The organism is Pseudomonas sp. UBA5568, from assembly GCF_002425525.1.
Taxonomy (GTDB): domain Bacteria; phylum Pseudomonadota; class Gammaproteobacteria; order Pseudomonadales; family Pseudomonadaceae; genus Aquipseudomonas; species Aquipseudomonas fulva.
In genome coordinates this window covers 83255-105414 of the sequence record NZ_DIMK01000053.1, presented here as the reverse complement: position 1 = coordinate 105414, position 22160 = coordinate 83255, and the positions used below count along the sequence as shown (strand labels likewise).

Below are 22160 nucleotides of genomic sequence, written 5' to 3'. Positions count from 1 at the left end.
ATGCGATTGCCTGCACTCTTCCCGCTCACCGCTTGCTTGCTTGCCAGCCCCGCCCTGTATGCCGAAGACCTGCCCAAGGCGGTCCAGCAGTTGCAAAGCAAGGGCGCCGTGATCAAGGGCAGCTTCGATGCGCCCGACGGCCTGCGCGGCTATGCCGCCGAGTACCAGAACAACCCCCTGGCCCTGTACCTGACTCCTGACGGCAAGCACGTGCTGGTGGGCAACCTGTTCGACGAGCAGGGCCAGGACCTGAGCGCCGCCCCGCTGGAGAAGCTGGTCTACGGCCCCATGACCCAGGCGTTCTGGCAAAAGATGGAGAAGTCCGCCTGGATCGCCGACGGCAAGGCCGATGCACCGCGCAAGATCTACCTGTTCAGCGACCCCAACTGCCCGTATTGCAACATGTTCTGGGAACAGGCCCGCCCCTGGGTGGAATCGGGCAAGGTGCAGCTGCGCCACATCATGGTGGGTATCATCCGTGAAGACAGCCCAGGCAAGTCGGCGGCCCTGCTCGCCGCCAAGGACCCTGCCAAGGCGCTGCAGCAGCACGAGAAAGCCGGCAAGGCCAGCACCCTCAAGGCCCTGGACAAGATGCCAGCCGAGGTGCAGCAAAAGCTCGCCGCCAACATGGCCCTGATGCAGGAGATGGGCCTGCAGGCCACCCCTGCGATTTTCTACCAGGACAGTGAAGGCAAGGTGCACAGCCAGCAAGGGGCGCCGCGGCCTGAGATGTTGGGGACGATTTTGGGTAAGCGGTGAATAACGGGAATACGCGCTGAAGTCCCTGGGAATTAGAGTCTCAAGGTGCAGTGCAAACAGCCCGGGTATTTGCCCGTGATGCTTCGCACTGAATCCAAAAGCCACTCATTCCTGGGAGCGGCCTTACCGGGGCGCTGGACCGGCCGCGAGAGGCCGCACCGCAGCATCAGGACTTCAGCCCCGCAGCCCCTGCGACTTCGTTAGCCCTTGAACGGACGAACGATTGCTCGTCGCCCGCAGCCCCTCACAACCCCTCCAACTCCGCCATCAAGTCACTCAACCGATCCACCTTGTCTTCATTCAGCGCACTGCCCTGCAGCCCCTCCACGTACACGGCCAGTTCCGCCACCGTGCTGCACTCGAACATCGCCCGCAGTGGCACGTTCAGTTGCAGTTGCTTCTGCACCCGCGAGGCAATCTGGGTGGCCAGTAGCGAGTGGCCGCCCAGTTCGAAGAAGTTGTCGTGCACACCGACCCGGTCGGCCTTGAGCACCTCGGCCCAGATACCGGCCAGCAGGCCCTCGAGCTCGCTGCGCGGTGCCTGATAGGCCTGGCTGTGCTGGCTGCCGATGTCGATGGCGGGCAGGGCCTTGCGGTCGAGCTTGCCGTTGGCATTGTGAGGCAAGGCCTCAAGCCAGGCCCAATGCAGGGGCACCATGTACTCAGGCAGCTCGGCGCGCAGGCGTGCCTTGAGCTGAGCGAGCACGGTGTCGTCGCCCGTGACCCCGTGGTGAGGCACTAGGTAACCCACCAAGTGCTTGCCGTTGACACCTTCCTGCACAGCGACCGCTGCATCGCGGACCTGCGGCTGCTCATGCAGCCGAGCCTCGATTTCTCCCAGTTCGATACGGTAACCGCGAATCTTCACCTGGTGATCGATCCGGCCTACGTACTCGAGCACACCGTCAGGCCGCTGGCGGGCCAGGTCGCCGGTGCGGTACAGACGCTCGCCTGCTGCACCGTAAGGGTGGGGAATGAACGCCAGCGCCGTGCGTGCCGGGTCGCCCACGTAGCCACGGCCCACACCCGTACCCGCCACGCACAACTCGCCCACGGCCCCCAAGGGCACCAGTTGCTGTTCATCGCCCAGCAGGTACAGCCGGTTATTGTCGGTCGGGGTGCCGATGGGCAGGTAGCTGCCTTGGGTAGAGTCGGCATCGACACGGAAGAACGCCACGTCATCCGAACATTCCGCTGGCCCGTAGGCGTTGACCAGGCCGATCCGTGGGTAACGTTGCAGCCATTGCGCCGCCAACTCCGGTGGCATGGCTTCGCCGGTAGGCAGCATCCAGCGCAGGCCGTCCAGCGTCTGGTGTTCGCTGGCAAGCATGCCCTGGATCAGCGATGGCACGCTCTCAAGAACGGTGATGCCGGTGGCCTGGACATGGGTGAGCAGGCCCTGGGGATCGTGGGCAATGGCGTTGGGCACGATTTCAACCTGGGCGCCGAACAGCGGCGCGGCCAGGAACTGCCACACCGAAATGTCGAAGCTCTGCGACGCCGTCTGCGCAATGACATCGTGCTCGGTCAGCGCCAGGTAGGGCACCTTGCTCAGCTGGTTGTTGAGCATGCCGCGCTGCTCCACCATCACGCCCTTGGGCAAGCCGGTGGAGCCTGAGGTGTAGATCACGTAAGCGAGGTTGTCCGGGCCGCTGTGGACCCCAGGGTTGTGGCTGTCCATGGTGCAGGTCTGGACGGTTTCCCACACTAACAACTGGGGCCGTACGCCAGGGTTCAGGGCTTGCAGCAAGGCCTGCCCCTGCTCGGCACAGGCCGCGCTGCACACCAGCACCGGCGCCCGGCTGAGCTCAAGGATGCTTTGCAGGCGCGCAGGTGGCAGGCCTGGGTCCAGCGGCAGGTAACCAGCACCGGCCTTGAAGCTGCCAACGATCATGCCCAGCAGCGGCAGGCCGCGATCGGCCAGCAGGGCCACCGGCTGATCCAGCCGTACACCAGCCCCGATCAATGCATGGCCCAGGCGGTTGGCCGCCAGGTTCAGCCTGGCATAGTCGTACTCGGCGTCCAGGCACCGGGCCACGGTACGCTGGGGATGGGCGGCCACGCGCGCCTCGAACTGCGCGACATAACTCTGCTCCAGGGGGTAAGCCCGCTGAGTGTCGTTGCATGCCTGGAGCAAGAAACGCTGTTCCTCGGCGCCCACCAGCGGCAAGGCTTGCACCTGTTCGTCGAACCCCTGGACCAGCGCCAGGAGCAGGCGCTTGAATTCGGCCAGCAAGCGCTCGACGGTCGGGTAGTCGAAGTAGCGCTGGTCGAACGAGAGGTGCAGGCCCAGGTCATCACCTGGGTAACAGACCGCGGTGAGCGGGAAATTGGTGTGGGTGCGACCTGAGTCGGAGGTAGCATCCAGGTGCTTGGCGTGGTCGAGCACGGCGGTTTCCACCGGGGCGTTCTCGAACACGAACAGGCTGTCGAACAACGGCTGGCCCTTGGGCAGTTCGCTGCACGCCTGGATGTCCACCAGCGGCAGGTATTCGTACTCGCGCAATTCCATGTTGCGCTCCAGCAAACCCTGCAACCACTGGCGCACAGTGCACCCTTGACCAACCGCTGGCAGCTGCACACGCAGCACCACGCTGTTGATGAACAGGCCGACGGTGCGTTGCATCTGCGGCATGCTCACCGGCCGACCCGCCACGGTCACGCCGAAGGCCACGTCGCGCTCGCCGCTGTAGCGCGCCAGCACCAGGGCCCAGGCCGCCTGGGCGAAGGTGTTGACGGTCAACTGGTGAGCCTGGGCCAGCTCGCGCAGGCGAGTGCCCTCACTGACCGCCAGGCGCGTGTAGCAATCACCGACGACCATGCCGCTGCCCGCATGCTCATGGCGCAACGGACGATCGCTTGGCAGCGCCGTGGCGCGCTCGAAGCCGGCCAGGTTGGCCTGCCACCAGGCACGCGCGTCGTCCAACCCCTGGCGCTGCAGCCAGCCAATGTAGTCACGGTAGCGCGGCGGCACCGGCAGTTGCGCCTGTCGGTCCTCGCCCAGCGCCTGATAGATTTCGAAGAAGTCGTTCATCAGCAGCGAGCGGCACCAGGCATCGATGAGAATGTGGTGGTTGCTCATCATGAACCAGTAGCGCGCATCGGCCACTCGCACCAAGCGCAGGTGGAACGGCGGCGCGTGCAACACGTCGAAGCCGGCTTCGCGCTCCTGCTTGTGCAGGGCTTGCAGGCGAGCCTCCTGGTCGGCGTCGTCCAGGTCGCGCCAGTCCTGGTAATCCATGGCCAGTTGCCCGGGCTTGTGGATGATCTGCAGCATGGCCTCGCCACTGTTCCAGCTGAACGAGGCGCGCAAGGCCTCATGCCGCGCCACCACCTGTTGCCAGGCCTGGGCGAAGCGCTGCGGGTCGAGTGCGCTGCTGATGCGGTAGCGGTCCTGCATGTAGTACAGGCCCGTGCCGGGTTCGAGCAGGGTGTGCAGCAGCATGCCTTCCTGCATTGGGGTCAGGGGGTAGACGTCCTCGATCAGGTTGGCCGGCACAGGCAACGCGTCGATCTGCGCCTGGGTAAGGTGCGCCAGGGGGAAGTCCGAGGGGGTGTAGCTGCCCTGCCCGTCTGCCAGGCAATGGTCGATCAGCGCCACCAGTTCCTGGCGATAGGCATTCGCCAGCGTGGCGATGGTGTGCGGCTCATAGCGTTCGCGGCTGAATGTCCAGCGCAGTTGCAACGCACCGCCGTAGACCTGGCCATCGACACTCAGCCAGTTGGGCAGCGGCGCATCCGGGTCATGGGCCAGGCCCACCGGCGCGTCCACCGGCGTGAACAGCGCGCCGTCGTCGAACTGCTGGTCGAACTGCCCCAGGTAGTTGAAGGTGATGCGCGCTTGGGCCAGGGCCGCCATTTGCTCGCGCGCTGCCGGGTCCGCCAGGTAGCGCAGCACACCGTAGCCAAGGCCCTTGTGCGGCACCTGGCGCAACTGCTCCTTGATGCGCTTGATGGACGCCGCCCGTGCCTGGTCATCATCCCCTGCCAGGGGGGACAGGCTCAACGGATAAGCGTTGGTGAACCAGCCGACGCTGCGGGTCAGGTCCATGTCCTCGAACAACCCGTCCCGGCCATGGCCTTCCAACTGCACCAGCGCCTGCGGCTGGCCCGTCCACTGGCACAGGGTGCGGGCCAGTGCCGTCAGCAGCAGGTCATTGACCTGGGTGTGGTAGGCCGCAGGCGCCTGCTGCAGCAACTGGCGGGTCTGCTGGGCATCCAGGCCGATGGTCACGGTCCGGGCATGACGCTGCACGTTGCCGCCCTGGGGATGATCGCAGGGTAGCTCATGGCGTACCTCACCCACCTGGGCCTGCCACTGGCCCAGCTCGTCACGCAGCGAATCGCTGCTGGCATAGGCTGCCAGCCGCGCCGCCCAGTCACCTGGGGCATGGGTCTTGGCCGGCAGGGCCTGGCCTCGGTACAGCGCCTGCAAGTCTTCGAGCAGGATGCGCCAGGAAACGCCGTCGACCACCAAGTGATGGATGGCCAATGCCAGGCGTTGTTCGCCCTCCCCGTCACTCACCAGCAAGGCACGGAGCAAGGGACCGCGCTGCAGGTCGAGGCTGCGTTGCAGGTCGGTGTACAGCGCCTGGCAATCGTCCAGGTCGGCGACCGTGGCCGACCACAGCAGCTGTTGATCATCAGGCTGGGCGTACTCGGCCTGCCAATGGCCAGCAGCATCGCTGAAACGCAGGCGCAAGCTGTCGTGGTGCTCCACCAGGGCGGCCAGCGCGGTGTGCAGCCGGGTCTGATCCAGCGGCACGCGGCATTGCAACAGCACGGCCTGGTTCCAGTGCTGCGGCTGCGCCAACGCGCTGTCGAAGAACCAGTGCTGGATCGGGGTCAACTGTGCGCTGCCCTGGCGTAGGCCTTGCTCGATGCTGTCGGTGACCTGCACCGGCTGCACGATGGCCGCCAGGGCCTGGATGGTCTGGTGCTGGAACAGGTCACGCGGGGAGAATTGCAGGCCTACCTGCCGCGCGCGGCTGACCACTTGGATCGACAGGATCGAGTCACCGCCCAGTTCGAAGAAATTGTCCTGAACACCGACCTGATCGACGTTGAGCACCTCACCCCAGACCTGCGCCAATTGCGCTTGCACATCATTGGTCGGTGCTTGGTAATGCTGGCGAGCCTGGTCGAGGTCGGGCAGCGGCAAGGCCCGGCGGTCCAGCTTGCCATTGCCCATCAGCGGCAGGGAATCGAGCAGCACCAGGTGCGCCGGCACCATGTAGTCCGGCAGATGCTGATGGGCATGGGCTTTGACGGCTTCGCGCAGCTGTTGCTGGGCATGCGGGTCGCCAGCGGCGTGCTGGCTTACGAGGTAGCCGACCAGTTGCCGCACGCCCTGCATGTCAACGGCGATGACCACCGCTTCATCCACATCGGCATGGGCCTGCAAGCGGCTTTCGATTTCACCCAGCTCGATGCGGAAGCCGCGAATCTTCACCTGCTGATCGGCGCGCCCGATGTACTCCACCAGGCCATCCTGACCCAGGCGCACCAGGTCGCCGGTGCGGTACAGGCGCCCGCCGGTGTGGCTGAAGGGGTCGGCGACGAAGCGTTCGGCGGTCAGCCCAGGACGGTCGTGGTAGCCCTGGGCCAGGCCGGCGCCGCCCACATACAGCTCACCGATGCCCCCCTGGGGCAACAGGGCCAGGTCATCATCGAGGATGTAGGCCGTGCGTTGGCCGATCACCCGCCCGATGGGCACGCTGCCCAGGTCGGCCGCCAGCGATTGCGGGGCCAGGGCGGCCAGCGGCATGACCACGGTTTCGGTGGGGCCGTAGGCGTTGAACAGCTGATCAGGGGTGAAGGCCTGGCGGATGCGCTGCAGGTGCTCGCCGGTCAACGCCTCGCCCCCGGTGATCACCAAGCGCATCGGCAGGCACTCGCCCTGCACGGCCAGATGCTGAGCCAACTGGCTGCCGTAGCTGGGCGTGAAGCCCAGCACGCTGACGTGTTGCTCTCGCACCAGCTGGCAGATCTCGTCGGCGCCCCACTGCCCTTGGGCGCGGATGACCACACGTGCGCCACACAGCAGCGGCACCCACAGCCGTTCGCTGGCCGCGTCGAAGTTGATGGAATAGAAATGCAGCTCGCAATCGTCACTGCGCATGCCAAACGCCTGGATCACTGCCTGGCAGTGCATGGCGAACTCGCCATGGCTGACCACCACACCTTTGGGTTTGCCGGTGGACCCGGAGGTGTAGATCAGATAAGCCGGGTGCTGCGCCAGGCTGACATCGTCCAGCGGCGCCTCGCTATAGGCGCCCAGCGTAGGCTGGTCGTCTTCCAGGCTCCAGCAGGCCAGGTGCTCCGGCAGCGGCCCGAGGTCTTGCAGCAAGCGGCGTTGGCTGAGCAGTACGGCGACCTGGCTGTCCTCGATCATGTAGCGCAAGCGGTCCAGCGGGTACTCCGGGTCAAGCGGTACATAGGCGCCACCGGCCTTCAGTACTGCCAGCAGGCCGACGACCATTTCCAGCGAGCGTTCGAGCGCCACGCCCACCCGCACCTGCGGGCCGACACCGCGCTCGCGCAAGGCGCGAGCCAGGCGGTTGGCCTGCTGATCGAGCTCGGCGTAGCTCAGGTGCTGGCCGGCGAACGTCAGGGCCCGTGCTTGCAGGTCTTCGGCCGCCTGGGCCGCGAACAGCCCATGCAGTGTATGCCGCGCCGTGCTGACCGGCTCGCCGCGCAGTTGCGCGACCAGCCCCTGCTGTTCGGCGCTGCTGAGCATCGGCAGTTCGCACAGGCGTTGCTGCGGCTGGTCCAGCAGCCCGATCAGCAACTGCTGCCAATGCGCGGCCATGCGGGCAATGCGTGGCGCGTCGAACAGGTCCTGGCTGTAGGTCAGGCAGCAGCCCAGACGGCCATCGAGGTCCGTGACCTCCAGGTAGAGGTCGAACTTGGTGGCGGCTGCGTCGTTGACCAGGTAGTCCACCTGCATGCCGGCCAGCGTACGGCTTTGCTGGAAGGCCCAGCGCTGCACGTTGCACATCACCTGGAACAGCGGGTTGTAGGCGCTGCTGCGCGGCGGGTGCAAGGCCTCGACCAGTTGTTCGAACGGCAAGTCCTGGTGGGACTGCCCCTCGATGGCGGCCTGGCGCACCTGCTCGAGCACCTCGGCAGCGGTCATCTGGCCGTCCAGCTCGCAGCGCAGCACCTGGGTGTTGAGGAAGGCACCGATCAGCCCTTCGCTCTCGGGGCGGATGCGGTTAGCCACCGGGGCGCCGATACGCAGGTCGCGCTGACCACTGTAGCGGTGCAACAGCACCGCCAGGGTGGCGGTCATGGTCATGAACAAGGTCAGGCCACGCTGGCTGTTGAAGGTGTGCACGCGCTGCACCAGCGCAGGGTCCAGCTCGAACCTGTAGAGCTCGCCCTTGTGGCTTTGCACGGCAGGTCGAGGGCGGTCGGTGGGCAGCGCCAGTACCGGGTGCTCTTGTCCCAGCCGCTGTTTCCAGTAAGCCAGCTGGCGAGCGCCCTCTCCGCTGTCCAGCCATTGCCGTTGCCATACGCTGTAGTCCAGGTACTGGACGGGCAAGGGCGTCAGCGGCGACTCACGGTCGTCAACGAAGGCTTCGTACAGCTCGCCCAGTTCGCGGGCAAAGATATCCATGGCCCAGCCTTCGGTGACGATGTGGTGCAAGGTGAGCACGAAGACGTGTTCGCGCTCCTGCAGCTTGACCAGGCAGGCACGCAGCAAGGGGCCGCTCTCCAGGTCGAACGCCTGGTGTGCCTGCTGGTCGGCCAACTGTTGCAGGCGCTGCTGGCGGGCAGCGTCGGGCAGTGCACTGAAATCTTGCCAGGCCAGCTGCAGGTTGCTGTCGTCGGCCACGCACTGATAAGGCACGCCCTCGATGCTGGGGAAGGTGGTGCGCAGGGTTTCGTGACGCACGACCAGCGCGTGCAACGCCCGCTCGAAGGCATCTACATGCAGGGTGCCGCGCAGGCGCGCCATGCCGCCGACGTTGTAGGCCGGGCTGTTGGGCTCCATTTGCCAAAGGAACCACATGCGCTGTTGCGAATAGGAAAGCGGTACCGCCTGACGGCGATCCACGCGCGGGATGTCGCCTTGCGCATTGCGTTCACCGCTGGCCTGGATGCGTGCGACTTCAGCGCAGAAGGCGCCCAGCTCGCTGGCGTCGAACAGGGCTTTCAACGGTAGCTCGACGTCGCAGGCCTGTCGCGTGCGCGAGACGATTTGCGTCGCCAGCAAGGAGTGCCCGCCCAGGGCGAAGAAATCGTCCTGCAAGCCGACCTGGGGCAGGCCCAACACCTCGCACCAGATGGCCGCGACCTGTCGTTGCAAGGGGCTGTGTGGCTCGATGTGCTCACGCTGCTGCCACACAGGCGCCGGTAATGCCTTGCGATCGACCTTGCCGCTCGGGCCGAGCGGCATCTGCGCCAGCCACATCAGCTGTGCGGGCACCATGTAGGCCGGAAGTTGCTCGGCAAGCGCCGCGAGCAAGGGGCCCGATTCGGCAGTGCCGCTGTAGTAACCCACCAGTTGTGCGCCAACGGTGTCCTGATGAACCCGCACCACCGCCTGCTCGACGCCGGCCTGGGCCAGCAGGCAGGCCTGCACTTCTTCGGGCTCAACGCGGAAGCCACGTACTTTCACTTGGTGGTCGAGGCGGCCCAGGTACTCAAGCGCCGGGTACTGCACCAACCAGCGCACTCGGTCGCCGCTTCGGTACAGGCGCTGGCCATTGCCGCCAGGCTGGGGCACGAAGCGCTCGGCCGTCAGGCCAGGGCGGCCCAGGTAGCCACGGGCCAAGCCCGTGCCACCCAGGTACAGCTCGCCCGGCACCCCAGGTGCACTCAGGTGCAGCTCATCATCCAGCACCTGACACAGCACATTGCCCAACGGGCGGCCCATGGGCGAATGCCCACCGTCGCTGGCGGTGCAATGCCAGTGGGTGACGTTGATGGCGGTTTCGGTCGGGCCGTAACGGTTGTGCAGCTGCACCTGTGGCAGCACCTGCAAGACCCGGTCGCGCAAGGCAGCCGACAACGCCTCGCCGCCGGAGAACAGGCGGCGCAGGCTGCTGCAGCCCGCAGCCTGGGGCTCCTGGACGAATACCTGCAACAAAGGTGGCACGAAATGCAGGGTGGTCACGCCATGGGCCTGCACCAGCGCTGCGATGCGCTGCGGATCGCGGTGCTCACCGGCACCGGCAAGTACCAGCTTGCAGCCGGTGATCAGCGGCCAGAAGCATTCCCACACCGAAACATCGAAACTGATCGGTGCCTTCTGCATCAACACGTCGTCCGCGCCAAGTGCGTAGGTCGCCTGCATCCACTGCAGCCGCTCGGCGAGCGCCCCGTGGGTGTTGCCTACGCCCTTGGGCTGGCCAGTGGAGCCGGAGGTATAGATCACGTAGGCCAGGTTATCGGCGTCCAGGTGGAGCCGGGGCGGTTGGCTCGGCCAGTTGTCCAGGTGCAGTTGGTCCAGCGCGATCACGCCAACACCCTGCACGTGCGGCAGCGTGGCCAATTGGCTGCTGTGGCTGAGCAGCAGGCCGGCATTGCAGTCGGCCAGCATGAAGGCCAGACGCTCGGCCGGGTAATCCACGTCCAGCGGCACATAGGCGCCGCCGGCCTTGAGGATGGCCAGCAGGCCTACCAGCAGCTGGGGCGAGCGCTCAATGGCGATGGCCACGCAGGTATCGGGGCCCACGCCCTTGTCGCGCAGGTAATGGGCCAGGCGATTGGCCTGCTGATGCAGTTCGGCGTAACCGAGGCTGCCGCCCTCCCAGGCCAGTGCCGTGCGCTGCGGGTGCAGGCGAGCCTGCTCATTGAGCTGCTCGACCAGCAGCTGTGGCGGCTGCGCAGCCGGCGCTTGCCCCCAGTCCAGCAAGCGTGCACGGCTCGCCTCATCCAGCAGGGGGACTTCGCCGATGGGCAGCTGCGGCGTTTCGCAGACGTGCTCGAACAGGCTCAACAGGTGCTGAGCAAGCCGCGCCACCGTGTCCTGCTCGAACAGTTCGCTGGCGTAGTCGAACGCCAAGCGCACACGGCCCTGGTGGTCTTGCTCGCTGTGCAGTTGCAGGTCGAACTTGGCTTCCCGGCTGTGCCAGGGCAGCTCTTCGGCCAGCAGACCCGGCAGGCGCCGCAGCGCCGACAGATCGCGTTGCTGGTGGTTGAACATGACCTGGAACAGGCCTTGTTCACGGGCCTGGGGCAGCGCCTCGACCAACTGCTCGAACGGCAAGTCCTGGTTGGCCTGTGCGTCGAGGGTGGCCTGGCGCACCTGGCCGAGCAATTCGGCGAACGGCAGCCGGCCGTGTACCTGAACGCGCAGCACCTGGGTGTTGATGAAGAAACCAACCAGCCCTTGGCTTTGAAGACGCGAGCGGTTGGCATTGGGCACACCGACCCGGATGTCGGCCTGGCCGGTATAACGGTGCAGCAGCGCCTGCCAACCCGCCAGCAGCACCATGAACAAGCTGCATTGGTGTTGATGTGCCAAGGCGTTGAGGGCCTGGGACAAGTGCGCAGGCACCTTCACGTTCAGGCGTGCGGCGTGGTTGCCACGCTGGCTGGCGCGGGGGTGGTCGGTGCACAGGTCCAGAACCGGCGCCGCATCGCCCAGCTGATCGCGCCAGTAGGCGAGCTGACGCTCGGCTGCACCCTCTGCCAACCAGGTGCGCTGCCAGTTACCGTAGTCGGCGTAGCCCAGCCCGAGCGGTGCCAGCTTGGGTTCCAGGCCCTGGCAATAAGCCGCATAAAGACGCGCCAGCTCGTCCATGAGCAAGGTGAGCGACCAGCCATCGGCAACAATGTGGTGCAGGGTTACCCAAAGCTGGTGATGCTCCTCGTCCAGATGGACCAGCGTCAGGCGCAGCAGCGGCCCTCTCTGCAGATCGAAAGGCAGGCAGGCCTCGGCCTCTCGCTGGCTGTCGACCTGCTCGGGCGCTTGCCCCTGCAAGTCAAGCCGCTGAAGGTTCACCGGCAGGTGAGCCAGGACGCGTTGCCATGGCTGGCCGTCGGCTTCGCTGAACACCGTACGCAAGGCTTCGTGGCGCTCTACCAGCGCCTGCAGGGCGGCTTCCAGAGCAGGTTCATCCAGGGCCCCGCGCAGTTGCAGGCCAGCAGGAATGTTGTAGGCAGCCGATTGCGGCTGCAGTTGCCAAAGCAGCCACAGGCGGTTCTGCGCCAGCGACTGGGGCAGTGGCCTGTCGCGGGGCAACAGGTCGATGGCCCCCGCTTGCTGGCCTTGGGCAAGGCTTGCAGCAACCGCCTGGGTGTAGTCGGCCAGCACTGGGGCCTCGAAGAGGGTGCGCAGGCTCAACTCGATGCCCAAGGCGTCGGCCAGCGCTGCCGTGACCTGGGTGGCGGCAATGGAGTTGCCGCCCAGCAGCATGAAATGATCGTCCGCCGCCACCGCCTCGACCTTGAGAATGTCGCACCAAAGACGCGCGATTTGCGCCTGCAACCCTTCACCGGTCACGGTCTCGGTGGCCGGCGAAGCGGGTTGTGGAAAGCGCGCGTAGCAATCGAGGGTGCCATCGTCCATGCGCAGGCGACAGGCCGAGCGCTGGAGTTTGCCGCTGGAGGTCTTGGGCAAGGCACCTGGGTTGAGTAACAGGACCACGGCCGGGGCCTGGCGGCACGCATCGGCGACAACATGACGAAGCGTTTTGATCAGTGCATCGGGGGCGGTCGTCTTCTGCACGTTGCGGCTGATTTCCACGGCCACGCCAATGGCTTGCTCACCCTCGTGCTCGACGGCAAACACGGCCACCCTGCCCTTGCGCAGCGCAGGGACCTCACGCTCAAGGGTCTTTTCCAGGTCCTGCGGGTAGAGGTTCTGCCCGCGCACGATGAGCATGTCTTTCAGGCGACCGGTGACGAACACCTCGCCGCCGCGCATGAAACCCAGGTCGCCTGTGCGCAGCCAGCGCTGGCCATCCATCTCGACGAACGTCTGAGCGCTGGCCTGGACATTGCGCCAGTACCCGTGGGCGATGCTTGGCCCGGCAGCCCAGATTTCCCCTACCTGATTGTCCGCCAGCACCTGGCGCTGCCGGGGTTCGACGATGCGTACCGCATGGCCGGGCTGTGGCCAGCCGCAACTCATCACTACACTGCCCTCGCCAGGCTCGGCGCGGTTTTCGGCGAAGGCCTGGGCATCGAGCGCCAAGGCGCCGATGCCCTCACCGCGGCGGCTGCCGCTGACGAACAGCGTGGCCTCTGCCAACCCGTAGCTGGCGAAGAAGCTTTGTGGGTTGAAGCCGCAGGCCTGGAAGGTGTCGGCGAAGGTGGCCAGGCTGTCCTGGCGGATCGGCTCGGAACCCGAGTACGCCACCCGCCAGCGGCTCAGGTCGAGCCCTGCCAAGGAAGCCTTGCTGATCCGCTCGCTACACAGCCGGTACGCAAAGTCGGGGCCGCCGCTGATGGTGCCGCCGTACTCACTGATGGCCTGCAACCAACGCAGCGGCCGTGCCAGGAAATAGCCAGGCGACATCAGTACGCAGGGTACGCCGCTGAAGATCGGCTGCAGCAGCCCGCCGATCAGCCCCATGTCGTGGTAGAGCGGGAGCCAGCTGACGATCACGTCGTCTGGGTTCAGATCGATACCGAAGCCGTGGCGGATCAGCTGTTCGTTCGCCACCAGGTTGCCGTGNNGCCGCCGCCTGTGCCGGATCGAGCGGGTCAACGGCCAGCAGCTCCGGGGCCTGCGCGGCTTGCAGCGTCTCCAGGCCCTGGAGGCTTTCTTGCAGTGCCGCGACGGTCAGCAGCAGGCGCGGCTCGGCGTCGTCGATGATCGAAAGCAGGCGCTCCTGGTGATGCTGGCGTGCGGACTCCGGTGGGTAGGCCGGCACCGCGATGACGCCGGCGTACAGGCAGCCGAAGAAGGCCGCCACGTAGTCCGGGCCGCTAGGGAACAACAGTACGGCACGGTCCCCGAATGCGGCCCGTGCCTGGAGCGCAGCCGCGATGGCGCGCGCGCGCTGGTCGAGCGCCTGGTAGGTGAGCACGGCCTGTTCGCCGGGCGCATCGGCCAGAAAGCGCAAGGCGATCTTGTCCGGGCTCTGTGCGGCGCGTTGCATCAGGGCCTGGACCAGCGAAGTCGGGAGTTCGAAGGCATGCGTCATGGGTGTTCCTGCCGGTGTCGAGGTGGGCGGGCCGGTGTGGCCACCTGCAGGGGCGGACAGCATCAGCGGCCGGGGATGTACAGAGGGGAACGGATGGCGGGGGGCAGAAATTAACGAAGCGCGGGCCTGTGGGAGAAAAGACGGGCGGGCGCGTTAACCAGGCGCCGCGTGATGCGTGGCGCCATGCGGCGGGTACGCACGCGAGTCGGGCGCGACTTAGAACTGAAAGATACAGATACTAATTTCGTTTCGTATTTGACAATCATTATCATTCTGAATAGCTTGTCGCTCGTCCCAGGACGCGTCCTACAAATCAACGCGCTCTTTACCCTATGCTTCCAGGTGATTTCCATGGCGGAACAACTGTCCACAAGTAAGTGCGATTCACCATTGCTCCAAGCGTTCGTAGAAAACCGCAGCATCTTGCTCAAGATTGCCGCCCGCATCACCGGCTGCCGCTCGCGGGCCGAAGATGTGGTGCAGGACGCCTTCTTCAGGCTCGGCAGCGCCCCGCAGATCACCTCTTCGTTCAAGGCGCAGCTGAGCTACCTGTTCCAGATCGTGCGCAACCTGGCCATCGACCACTACCGCAAGCAGGCGATGGAGTTGAAATACTCCGGCAGCGAGGAAGAAGGGCTGAACGTCGTCCTGCAGAACGCCTCGCCCGAAGCTACCCACATCAACCTTGCGGCCCTCGACGACATCGCCCGCGCACTGAACGACCTGCCGCCACGCACGCGGTATGCGTTCGAAATGTACCGCCTGCATGGTGTGCCGCAGAAAGACATCGCCAAGGAACTGGGCGTCTCCCCTACCCTGGTCAACTTCATGATTCGCGATGCGATGGTGCATTGCCGGAAGATGACGCGCTAGGCACGGCGCGAAGGGGGAAGGATGACCCGTGTAGAGCGGGCTGGCCGGGGCGCCGGACCGGCAAGGCCGCGCCTCCCCAGCCGGTGCGCATCCGCAAAATCACTGGTTTGAAGTGCGATACCGGGTAGTTGTCGAACCTCCGTCAATACCCTCCTTAAACCAGCGTGCACCGATCGAAAAACCGCTCCCGCCCCAGAATCATCAGCGCAGCCCGCTTGTGCGGGAAGTCGAACACTTTGTCGCAGTGAAAGCATTGATCCTGCATGTAGCCGATCATCCGCGCATTGTCGGCACGTGGCTCGGCGACAACGCGCTGGGTGCGCGGGTCATCCAGGAACAGGTAGTGCACCAGCGCGCAGAGCCAGCTGGCGACCTTGTGGGGGCCGCGGTGTTGCTGTTCGCCTACCAGCATGTGGATGCCACGGTCATAATCGTCGGCCTGATAGAACGGGGCGATGCGGTCTTCCTTGGCCCAATAGGCTTCGAAGTAGGCAAACGGCTGATCATCGAAGCAACCGATCAGCGTGAGGGTATGAGGGTCCGCTTCTAGCTTGGCCAGGTACTCGCGGTGCTGCGCCAGGCTACCCCCTTCCTGCCAGAACGCCTCTACCCGCGGCTCGTTCTGCCAGCGGTTGAAGCGCTCAAGGTCGTGCTCGATTTCCAGGGTGCGCAGCGATACCCAGCTGCCCAGCCGCGCATCGAAGCGCCGGTACACTTCGCCTCGCGGCTTGGGCGCTCGCAACGGGTGTCGTTTGCCCGCGCTGATGCGCATCTGTTGCGGATACACCGCGGCCTGCACATCACCCAGCCACGGCTGAGGCAACTGCCAGAACAATACCCGCTGGCACAGGTACTGCCCCGGGTGCTCGCTGCTCACCAGCAAGCCAGAGGCCAGCGCTTGGGCAGGCACTTCATGCAGGTGCCAAGTCAACGTCTGGCAGGTGAGGTCCTGGGACAACAGCCAATAGCACGCCGCCCACAGCGCCTGGTAGGGTCGCTGCGAGCAGACCCATTCCACCTGCACGACTGGAGTGCCTTGGGTGTGCACCCGCAGGGTGATCAAGGGTCGAGCTTCGAGCGACAGGCACAGAAAACCGTCGCGCTGCTCGGCGCTCAGGCTGCGCCAGCGTGGTGTGTAGGGTGTCTGCAAAGCGGCATCTGAGGGCATGGGCGATACTCGGTGACGTGAAAGAAAGGCTCACTCTGCAAGACGATGCCACCTCCCCCGGATTTAGCTGCTGCCCTTGAGGGGGGATTACGGGCGCCCGGCAGTGACGGTGATGCCGTAGGGTTCGAAGATGCGCGCCAGCTCGCCCTTCTCGCGCAGCGCCTGCAGCAACCCGGCAAACGCGGTGGCTGACAACGGCCCACCTGCGCGCAGCACGGCATAGTGATGGTAGACCTGATCGATACGCCCCGATGCCGCCAGCCGGCCCTGGCTGGAGGGGTTACGGGCCAGAAAATCGGTGAGGTACGAGCGGGTCACCAGTGCGATGTCGGCGCGACCGGCCTGCACCATGAGCAGGTTGCTGTCGTGGGAATAGGTCAAGGTGGCGTTGAAGGCCTTGCGCAGGTAGGTGGGGTCGGGGTTGAACCCTGCGAAGGCATAGTGGTAGCCGTTGAACATGGCCAGGCGCTTGCCCTGCAGGTCATCGACATAGTGCGGGTCGGCCAGGCTGCTGGTACGCCCCACGAACACTTCGGCGTCTTCAAGGCCCATGTCCACCGCCTCGTGCGGCACGTGCGCCCAACCCCATTGCGGGTTCTCGAACACCGCCATGTCGGTACGGCCTTGCAGCAGATCGCCAAAGCGTCGTTGCACCGAGGTGGGCACCAGCACGAAGCGATAACGGGGCTGCGACAGGTTCAGCGCGTCGATCAACTGCGTCAGCAGGCCAGTGCCCGCACCTTGCTCGGGACGCACGGTGTACGGCGGGAAGTGAGCAGCCCCGACCCTGACTTCCACCCGCTCGACGGCCCGTGCCGACGGCGCCAACCAACAGGCGGCAGAAATAAACAGTGCGGACAGGACCTTGAGGCCGGGCGCTAGGGTCAAAACGAACACTCATCACATGCCAGAACGGGATCCGCTTACGCTAGGCGCTTTCCGGACCCGGCACAACCACCGGGTCGCGCCCTTTATGCCAAAGCAGGCGGCAAAATGCCAGGGGGTGTCGGGAGGCGGGACTTTGGCTACGCTCTAGCATGACCTGGAAGGGAGCCTGATATGGGCCATTGGTTGGTGATCGACCTGGAAGCGACGACAGACGACGGCGGATGGCCGGTCGCAGACATGGAAGTGATTGAAATCGGCGCGAGCCTGGTAACTGGCCAAGGCCGCGAGGTCGATCATTTCCAGCGCTTCGTGCGGCCACGCAGGCGGCCTCAGTTGACGCCATTCTGCCGCGAGCTGACCCACATCAGCCAGGCGAACGTGGACTCGGCGGCCCCCTTCACTGAGGTGTGGCCCAGTTTCGAACGGTGGCTGGCGCACCATCAGGCGCAGTTGCAGGCCTGGGTGAGCTGGGGCGACTACGACCGTGTGCAATTGCTCCAGGAATGGCGGCAACACGGCCTGGACAGCGCGCTGCGGGCACTGCCGCACATCAACCTCAAGCAGCGTTTTGCCAAGGCCCGCCACCTGCAGCGTCCGACGGGGCTCAACAGTGCCCTGCACATGGCCGGCATGCACTTTTGCGGCCAACAGCACAGGGCCTTGGAAGACGCGCGCAACACCGCGCGCCTGCTGCCGTTGAGCCTGCCGAGCGGTTGATGGGCGGCGCCTGTCAAAGCGGATGACGGCGCCGGTGGCCTTGGGCATACTGGCCAGCCTTTTTGCCCTCTTCTGTTACTGGAGTCGCCCATGTTCAAGGTCAACGAGTACTTCAACGGCACCGTCAAGTCGATCGCTTTCACTGGCGAAGAAGGCCCGGCCACCGTCGGTGTGATGGCCCCTGGTGAATACGAGTTCGGCACGGCCAAGCGTGAAATCATGCACGTGGTCTCGGGCGAGCTGGCCGTGAAGCTGCCAGGCAGCGATGCTTGGGAAACCTTCGCGACTGGCACCCAGTTCAACGTGCCGGCCGACAGCAAGTTCCAGTTGCAAGTCAAGGTCGATACGGCTTACCTGTGCGAGTACCGCGACTAAGCCTGCCCCAGGCCGAGTGCCTCACTCGGCCGCATGCCCTTGATGAACCCGGGGTTTGCCACCGCGCATCGTCATTGCCTATCCAGAAAGCGCGCCACCTTGTCGGCCGCTGCCTGCAGGTGCTGTTCATGACTGAACCCGGAAGCCTTCAGGGGCTTTAGGTCATGATCGCCCGTCGCAAGCCACTGCACCTCGATTGCAGGTGACAAGGCATACCGCCCAACCGCCTCCCGATTGCCCAAGGCATCGCGCTCACCCTGAACGATCAAGGTCGGAGTCTGCAACCCGGCCAGGTGTTCGACCCGTGGCTTTTCCGGCTTGCCTGCTGCATAGAACGGATAGCCCAGGCACACCAGCGCATCGGCCCCCAACTCGTCCGCTACCAGGCTGGCCATGCGCCCGCCCATCGACTTGCCCCCAATCGCCAATTTACCCGCGACCAAAGGTCGCACGTGTTGGTACACCTCGCGCCAGCATTGCAGCAAGGCCGGCTGCGGATTGGGTGGCCTTCTGCTGCCGCCTTGCCGACGCTGGGCCATGTACGGGAACTCAAAGCGCACCACGGCTACCCCACGTGCTGCAAGCCTTTGCGCCATCTGCTCCATGAACTCGCTGTCCATCGGCGCCCCGGCGCCATGGGCAAGGATCAGGCAGGTCCGGTACGGCTCACCGTACACCCAGTGTTCAGGTGTGCAGCGCAAGCCTGGGACATTTCCGACCTTGGCCCATTGATCCCCGTCAATGCAGGCATTTTGCCCATTACTCATGCTTGCCTCGCTCTATAGCCTGCCAATAACCGTGGATGGGAACCCATACATGAACACAACCAGCAGTACCGCCTATAACTACAAGGTGGTCCGCCAATTCGCCATCATGACGGTGGTGTGGGGAATCGTCGGGATGGGGCTCGGCGTCTTCATCGCCGCCCAGCTTGCCTGGCCTTTCCTGAACCTCGATCTCCCCTGGACCAGCTTCGGCCGCCTGCGCCCACTGCATACCAATGCGGTGATTTTCGCATTTGGCGGATGTGCGCTGTTCGCCACCTCCTATTATTCGGTGCAACGCACCTGCCAGACCACCCTGTTCGCGCCACGACTGGCCGCGTTCACCTTCTGGGGCTGGCAACTGGTGATTCTGCTGGCTGCCATCAGCCTGCCGCTGGGTTACACCAGCTCCAAGGAATACGCCGAACTGGAATGGCCGATCGACATCCTGATCACCATCGTGTGGGTGGCGTATGCCGTGGTGTTCTTCGGCACTCTGATCAAACGCAATACCAAGCACATCTATGTGGGCAACTGGTTCTTCGGCGGTTTCATCCTGACCGTGGCGATGCTGCACATCGTCAACAACCTGGAACTGCCTGTCAGCCTGACCAAGTCCTACTCGGTCTACGCCGGGGCCACCGATGCCATGGTGCAGTGGTGGTATGGCCATAACGCCGTGGGCTTCTTCCTGACCGCAGGCTTCCTAGGCATGATGTACTACTACGTGCCCAAACAAGCCGAACGCCCGGTGTATTCCTATCGCTTGTCGATCGTGCACTTCTGGGCACTGATCACTTTGTACATCTGGGCAGGCCCTCACCACCTGCACTACACCGCCCTGCCCGACTGGGCCCAATCGCTGGGCATGGTGATGTCGCTGGTGCTGCTGGCACCGAGCTGGGGTGGCATGATCAACGGCATGATGACCCTGTCCGGCGCCTGGCACAAACTGCGCAGCGATCCCATCCTGCGCTTCTTGGTGGTCTCCCTGGCGTTCTACGGGATGTCCACCTTCGAAGGCCCGATGATGGCCATCAAGACCGTCAACGCCTTGTCCCACTATACCGACTGGACCATTGGCCACGTGCATGCCGGCGCCCTGGGCTGGGTAGCGATGATCTCCATCGGCGCCCTGTACCACACCATCCCCAAGGTCTTCGGCAAGGAGCGCATGTACAGCATCGGGCTGATCAACGCGCATTTCTGGCTGGCCACCATCGGCACCGTGCTCTACATCGCCTCGATGTGGGTCAACGGTATCGCCCAGGGCCTGATGTGGCGCGCAGTCAACAGCGACGGCACGCTCACCTACTCGTTCGTCGAAACCCTGGTGGCCAGCCACCCAGGCTTCGTCGTGCGCTTCGTCGGTGGCGCGATCTTCCTCAGCGGCATGTTCCTGATGGCCTGGAACACCTGGCGCACCGTACGTTCGCCAGCGCTGGATACCGTCCCTGCGAACGCCCAGCTGGCTTGAGGAGACCTGCCTGATGAAACATGAAGTCATCGAGAAAAACGTCGGCCTGCTGGCCTTGCTGATGGTCTTCGCCGTCAGCATCGGCGGCCTTACCCAGATCGTCCCGTTGTTCTTCCAGGACGTAACCAATACGCCGGTCGAGGGCATGAAGCCCTACACCGCGCTGCAACTCGAAGGCCGTGACATCTACATCCGCGAAGGCTGCGTAGGCTGCCACTCGCAGATGATCCGCCCGTTCCGCGCCGAAACCGAGCGCTATGGCCATTATTCGGTTGCCGGCGAAAGCGTGTGGGACCACCCGTTCCTGTGGGGCTCCAAGCGCACCGGGCCAGACCTGGCCCGAGTCGGCGGGCGCTACTCGGACGACTGGCACCGCGCCCACCTGTATAACCCGCGCAACGTGGTGCCGGAGTCGAAGATGCCGTCGTATCCGTGGCTGGTGGCCGACCAGGTCGACAACAGCCACACCGACACCAAGATGCGCGTGCTGCGCACCCTGGGCGTGCCTTACACCGACGAAGACATTGCCGGCGCGCGCGAGGCGGTGAAGAACAAAACCGAAATGGACGCCCTGGTCGCCTACCTGCAGGTGCTGGGCACCTCGATCAAGAACAAGAGGTGAATGCGATGGAAATGGACATCGGCATGATCCGCGGCCTGGGCACCTTGGTGGTGTTGATCGCCTTCATCGGCCTGAGCCTGTGGGTATTCAACCGGCGCCGCGACCAGGACTTCGCCGAAGCGCGCCTGCTGCCCTTCGTCGACGACCGCCTGCCTCCTGTCGAGCAGGCACCTGAAACCCGTGCAGCTGCGAGGAGCAAAGCACAATGACCGCCTTCTGGAGTACCTACATCAGCGTACTGACCATCGGCAGCCTGATCGGCCTGACCTGGCTGTTGCTCGGCACCCGCAAAGGGCAGAGCAACAGCACGACCGACCAGACCATGGGGCACAGCTTCGATGGCATCGAGGAATACGACAACCCGCTGCCCAAGTGGTGGTTCTGGTTGTTCGTCGGCACCTTGGTCTTCAGCGCTGGCTACCTTGTGCTGTATCCGGGCCTCGGCAACTGGAAAGGCATCCTGCCCGGTTACGAAGATGGCTGGACCGGTGTCAATGAATGGCAGAAGGAGATGGACAAGGCCGATGCCAAGTTCGGCCCGATCTTCGCCAAGTACGCCGCCATGCCGGTGGAAGAAGTAGCCAAGGATCCGCAAGCACTGAAGATGGGCAGCCGCCTGTTTGCCTCCAACTGCTCGGTTTGCCATGGTTCCGATGCCAAGGGCGCCTACGGCTTTCCCAACCTGACCGACCACGACTGGCGCTGGGGCGGTGAGCCTGAAACGATCAAGGCGTCGATCATGAACGGCCGTCACGGCGTGATGCCGGCCTGGGCCGAGGTGATCGGTGAACAGGGCGTGTCGGATGTGGCGGCGTTCGTGCTGACCAACCTCGATGGGCGCAAGCTGCCCGAAGGCGTCAAGGCCGACCCGGTCAAGGGCAAAGCGCTGTTCGCGAGCAACTGCGTGGCCTGCCACGGGCCTGAGGGCAAGGGCACCCCTGCCATGGGTGCGCCGGACCTGACCCATCCGCAGGCGTTCATCTATGGATCGAGCTTCGCCCAGTTGCAGCAGACCATTCGTTATGGTCGCCAGGGCCAGATGCCCGCGCAGGCCGAGATCCAGGGCAATGACAAAGTGCACTTGCTGGCGGCCTACGTCTACAGCCTCTCCCAGGGCGAAGCAGCCCAAGGCGTGACGGTCAAGTAACCCGCTCTTCGTCTTCTTCCCCGCCCCACAGCGCCGCTCTAGCGGCGCTTTTCATTTGTGAGCGTCCAGCACCCCAGCCGCTTGCGCATCCCACGCCCCCTCAATGCACATTCTTGCCATGCCTTGAGGCCCACTTTCTGACCGTCCGAAAAAGCCTGACCGTTCGATCAGAAAAAACCGAGAAACGGTACACATTACAAATATTTATTTGTGTACAATCCATGGCATCCCCCGTTCACTGCGTGCCACTGTCGAACAGGGCTG

The 22160-nt window shown here is 64.7% G+C and carries 11 protein-coding genes and 1 pseudogene; 8 read left to right on the top strand and 4 right to left on the bottom strand.

Annotated elements, in window-relative coordinates:
* Positions 1-759, top strand: coding sequence for a thiol:disulfide interchange protein DsbG (dsbG, locus tag B2S33_RS17345; RefSeq protein ID WP_027916033.1), 759 nt, complete (start codon positions 1-3; stop codon positions 757-759).
* Positions 760-1003: 244 nt separating this feature from the next.
* On the opposite strand, the pseudogene B2S33_RS17340 reads toward dsbG, so the two are convergent.
* A pseudogene (locus B2S33_RS17340) lies at positions 1004-13865 on the bottom strand (non-ribosomal peptide synthetase).
* Positions 13866-14216: 351 nt separating this feature from the next.
* Between B2S33_RS17340 and B2S33_RS17335 the strand changes: the two are divergent.
* Positions 14217-14738 carry an RNA polymerase factor sigma-70 gene (locus B2S33_RS17335; RefSeq protein WP_027916031.1) on the top strand — a complete coding sequence of 174 codons (522 nt, stop codon included), beginning with the start codon at positions 14217-14219 and terminating at the stop codon, positions 14736-14738.
* 154 nt (positions 14739-14892) lie between these two features.
* Here B2S33_RS17335 and B2S33_RS17330 read toward each other — a convergent pair whose 3' ends face one another.
* A complete protein-coding gene (locus B2S33_RS17330; protein ID WP_088523300.1) occupies positions 14893-15906 on the bottom strand; it encodes a GNAT family N-acetyltransferase in 1014 nt (337 codons plus the stop codon).
* A gap of 87 nt (positions 15907-15993) precedes the next feature.
* Complete coding sequence (locus B2S33_RS17325) at positions 15994-16794, bottom strand: substrate-binding periplasmic protein (RefSeq protein WP_027916029.1); 801 nt, start codon at positions 16792-16794, stop codon at positions 15994-15996.
* A gap of 171 nt (positions 16795-16965) precedes the next feature.
* Between B2S33_RS17325 and B2S33_RS17320 the strand changes: the two genes are divergently transcribed.
* Positions 16966-17511 carry an exonuclease domain-containing protein gene (locus tag B2S33_RS17320; RefSeq protein WP_023535887.1) on the top strand — a complete coding sequence of 182 codons (546 nt, stop codon included), beginning with the start codon at positions 16966-16968 and terminating at the stop codon, positions 17509-17511.
* 90 nt (positions 17512-17601) lie between these two features.
* Positions 17602-17886 (top strand): pyrimidine/purine nucleoside phosphorylase, encoded by a 285-nt coding sequence (locus B2S33_RS17315; RefSeq protein WP_027916028.1) that lies wholly within the window; start codon positions 17602-17604, stop codon positions 17884-17886.
* A 71-nt stretch (positions 17887-17957) separates the two neighbouring features.
* Here B2S33_RS17315 and B2S33_RS17310 read toward each other — a convergent pair whose 3' ends face one another.
* On the bottom strand, positions 17958-18653 hold the full coding sequence (locus B2S33_RS17310) for an alpha/beta fold hydrolase (RefSeq protein WP_028687958.1): 696 nt from the start codon (positions 18651-18653) through the stop codon (positions 17958-17960).
* A gap of 49 nt (positions 18654-18702) precedes the next feature.
* Between B2S33_RS17310 and ccoN the strand changes: the two genes are divergently transcribed.
* The 4 genes from ccoN to ccoP are packed head-to-tail and all read left to right on the top strand — an operon-like array spanning position 18703 to position 21896.
* The gene (gene ccoN, locus B2S33_RS17305) at positions 18703-20127 is read left to right on the top strand and encodes a cytochrome-c oxidase, cbb3-type subunit I (protein WP_027916026.1); all 1425 of its coding nucleotides are present in this window, start codon (positions 18703-18705) and stop codon (positions 20125-20127) included.
* Positions 20128-20140: 13 nt separating this feature from the next.
* Positions 20141-20749 (top strand): cytochrome-c oxidase, cbb3-type subunit II, encoded by a 609-nt coding sequence (ccoO, locus tag B2S33_RS17300; RefSeq protein ID WP_023535920.1) that lies wholly within the window; start codon positions 20141-20143, stop codon positions 20747-20749.
* A gap of 5 nt (positions 20750-20754) precedes the next feature.
* A complete protein-coding gene (locus B2S33_RS17295; RefSeq protein ID WP_027916025.1) occupies positions 20755-20958 on the top strand; it encodes a cbb3-type cytochrome oxidase subunit 3 in 204 nt (67 codons plus the stop codon).
* Positions 20955-21896 (top strand): cytochrome-c oxidase, cbb3-type subunit III, encoded by a 942-nt coding sequence (ccoP, locus tag B2S33_RS17290; RefSeq protein ID WP_110607435.1) that lies wholly within the window; start codon positions 20955-20957, stop codon positions 21894-21896. Before B2S33_RS17295 ends, ccoP begins: the two co-directional genes overlap by 4 nt.
* Positions 21897-22160: the final 264 nt, after the last annotated feature.

Excerpts from the sequence above, each read along its gene's own strand:
- dsbG (WP_027916033.1), top strand. The coding sequence starts at position 1 with ATGCGATTGCCTGCACTCTTCCCGCTCACCGCTTGCTTGCTTGCCAGC.
- B2S33_RS17335 (WP_027916031.1), top strand. The coding sequence starts at position 14,217 with ATGGCGGAACAACTGTCCACAAGTAAGTGCGATTCACCATTGCTCCAA.
- B2S33_RS17330 (WP_088523300.1), bottom strand. The coding sequence starts at position 15,906 with ATGCCCTCAGATGCCGCTTTGCAGACACCCTACACACCACGCTGGCGC.
- B2S33_RS17320 (WP_023535887.1), top strand. The coding sequence starts at position 16,966 with ATGGGCCATTGGTTGGTGATCGACCTGGAAGCGACGACAGACGACGGC.
- B2S33_RS17315 (WP_027916028.1), top strand. The coding sequence starts at position 17,602 with ATGTTCAAGGTCAACGAGTACTTCAACGGCACCGTCAAGTCGATCGCT.
- B2S33_RS17310 (WP_028687958.1), bottom strand. The coding sequence starts at position 18,653 with ATGAGTAATGGGCAAAATGCCTGCATTGACGGGGATCAATGGGCCAAG.
- ccoN (WP_027916026.1), top strand. The coding sequence starts at position 18,703 with ATGAACACAACCAGCAGTACCGCCTATAACTACAAGGTGGTCCGCCAA.
- ccoO (WP_023535920.1), top strand. The coding sequence starts at position 20,141 with ATGAAACATGAAGTCATCGAGAAAAACGTCGGCCTGCTGGCCTTGCTG.
- B2S33_RS17295 (WP_027916025.1), top strand. The coding sequence starts at position 20,755 with ATGGAAATGGACATCGGCATGATCCGCGGCCTGGGCACCTTGGTGGTG.
- ccoP (WP_110607435.1), top strand. The coding sequence starts at position 20,955 with ATGACCGCCTTCTGGAGTACCTACATCAGCGTACTGACCATCGGCAGC.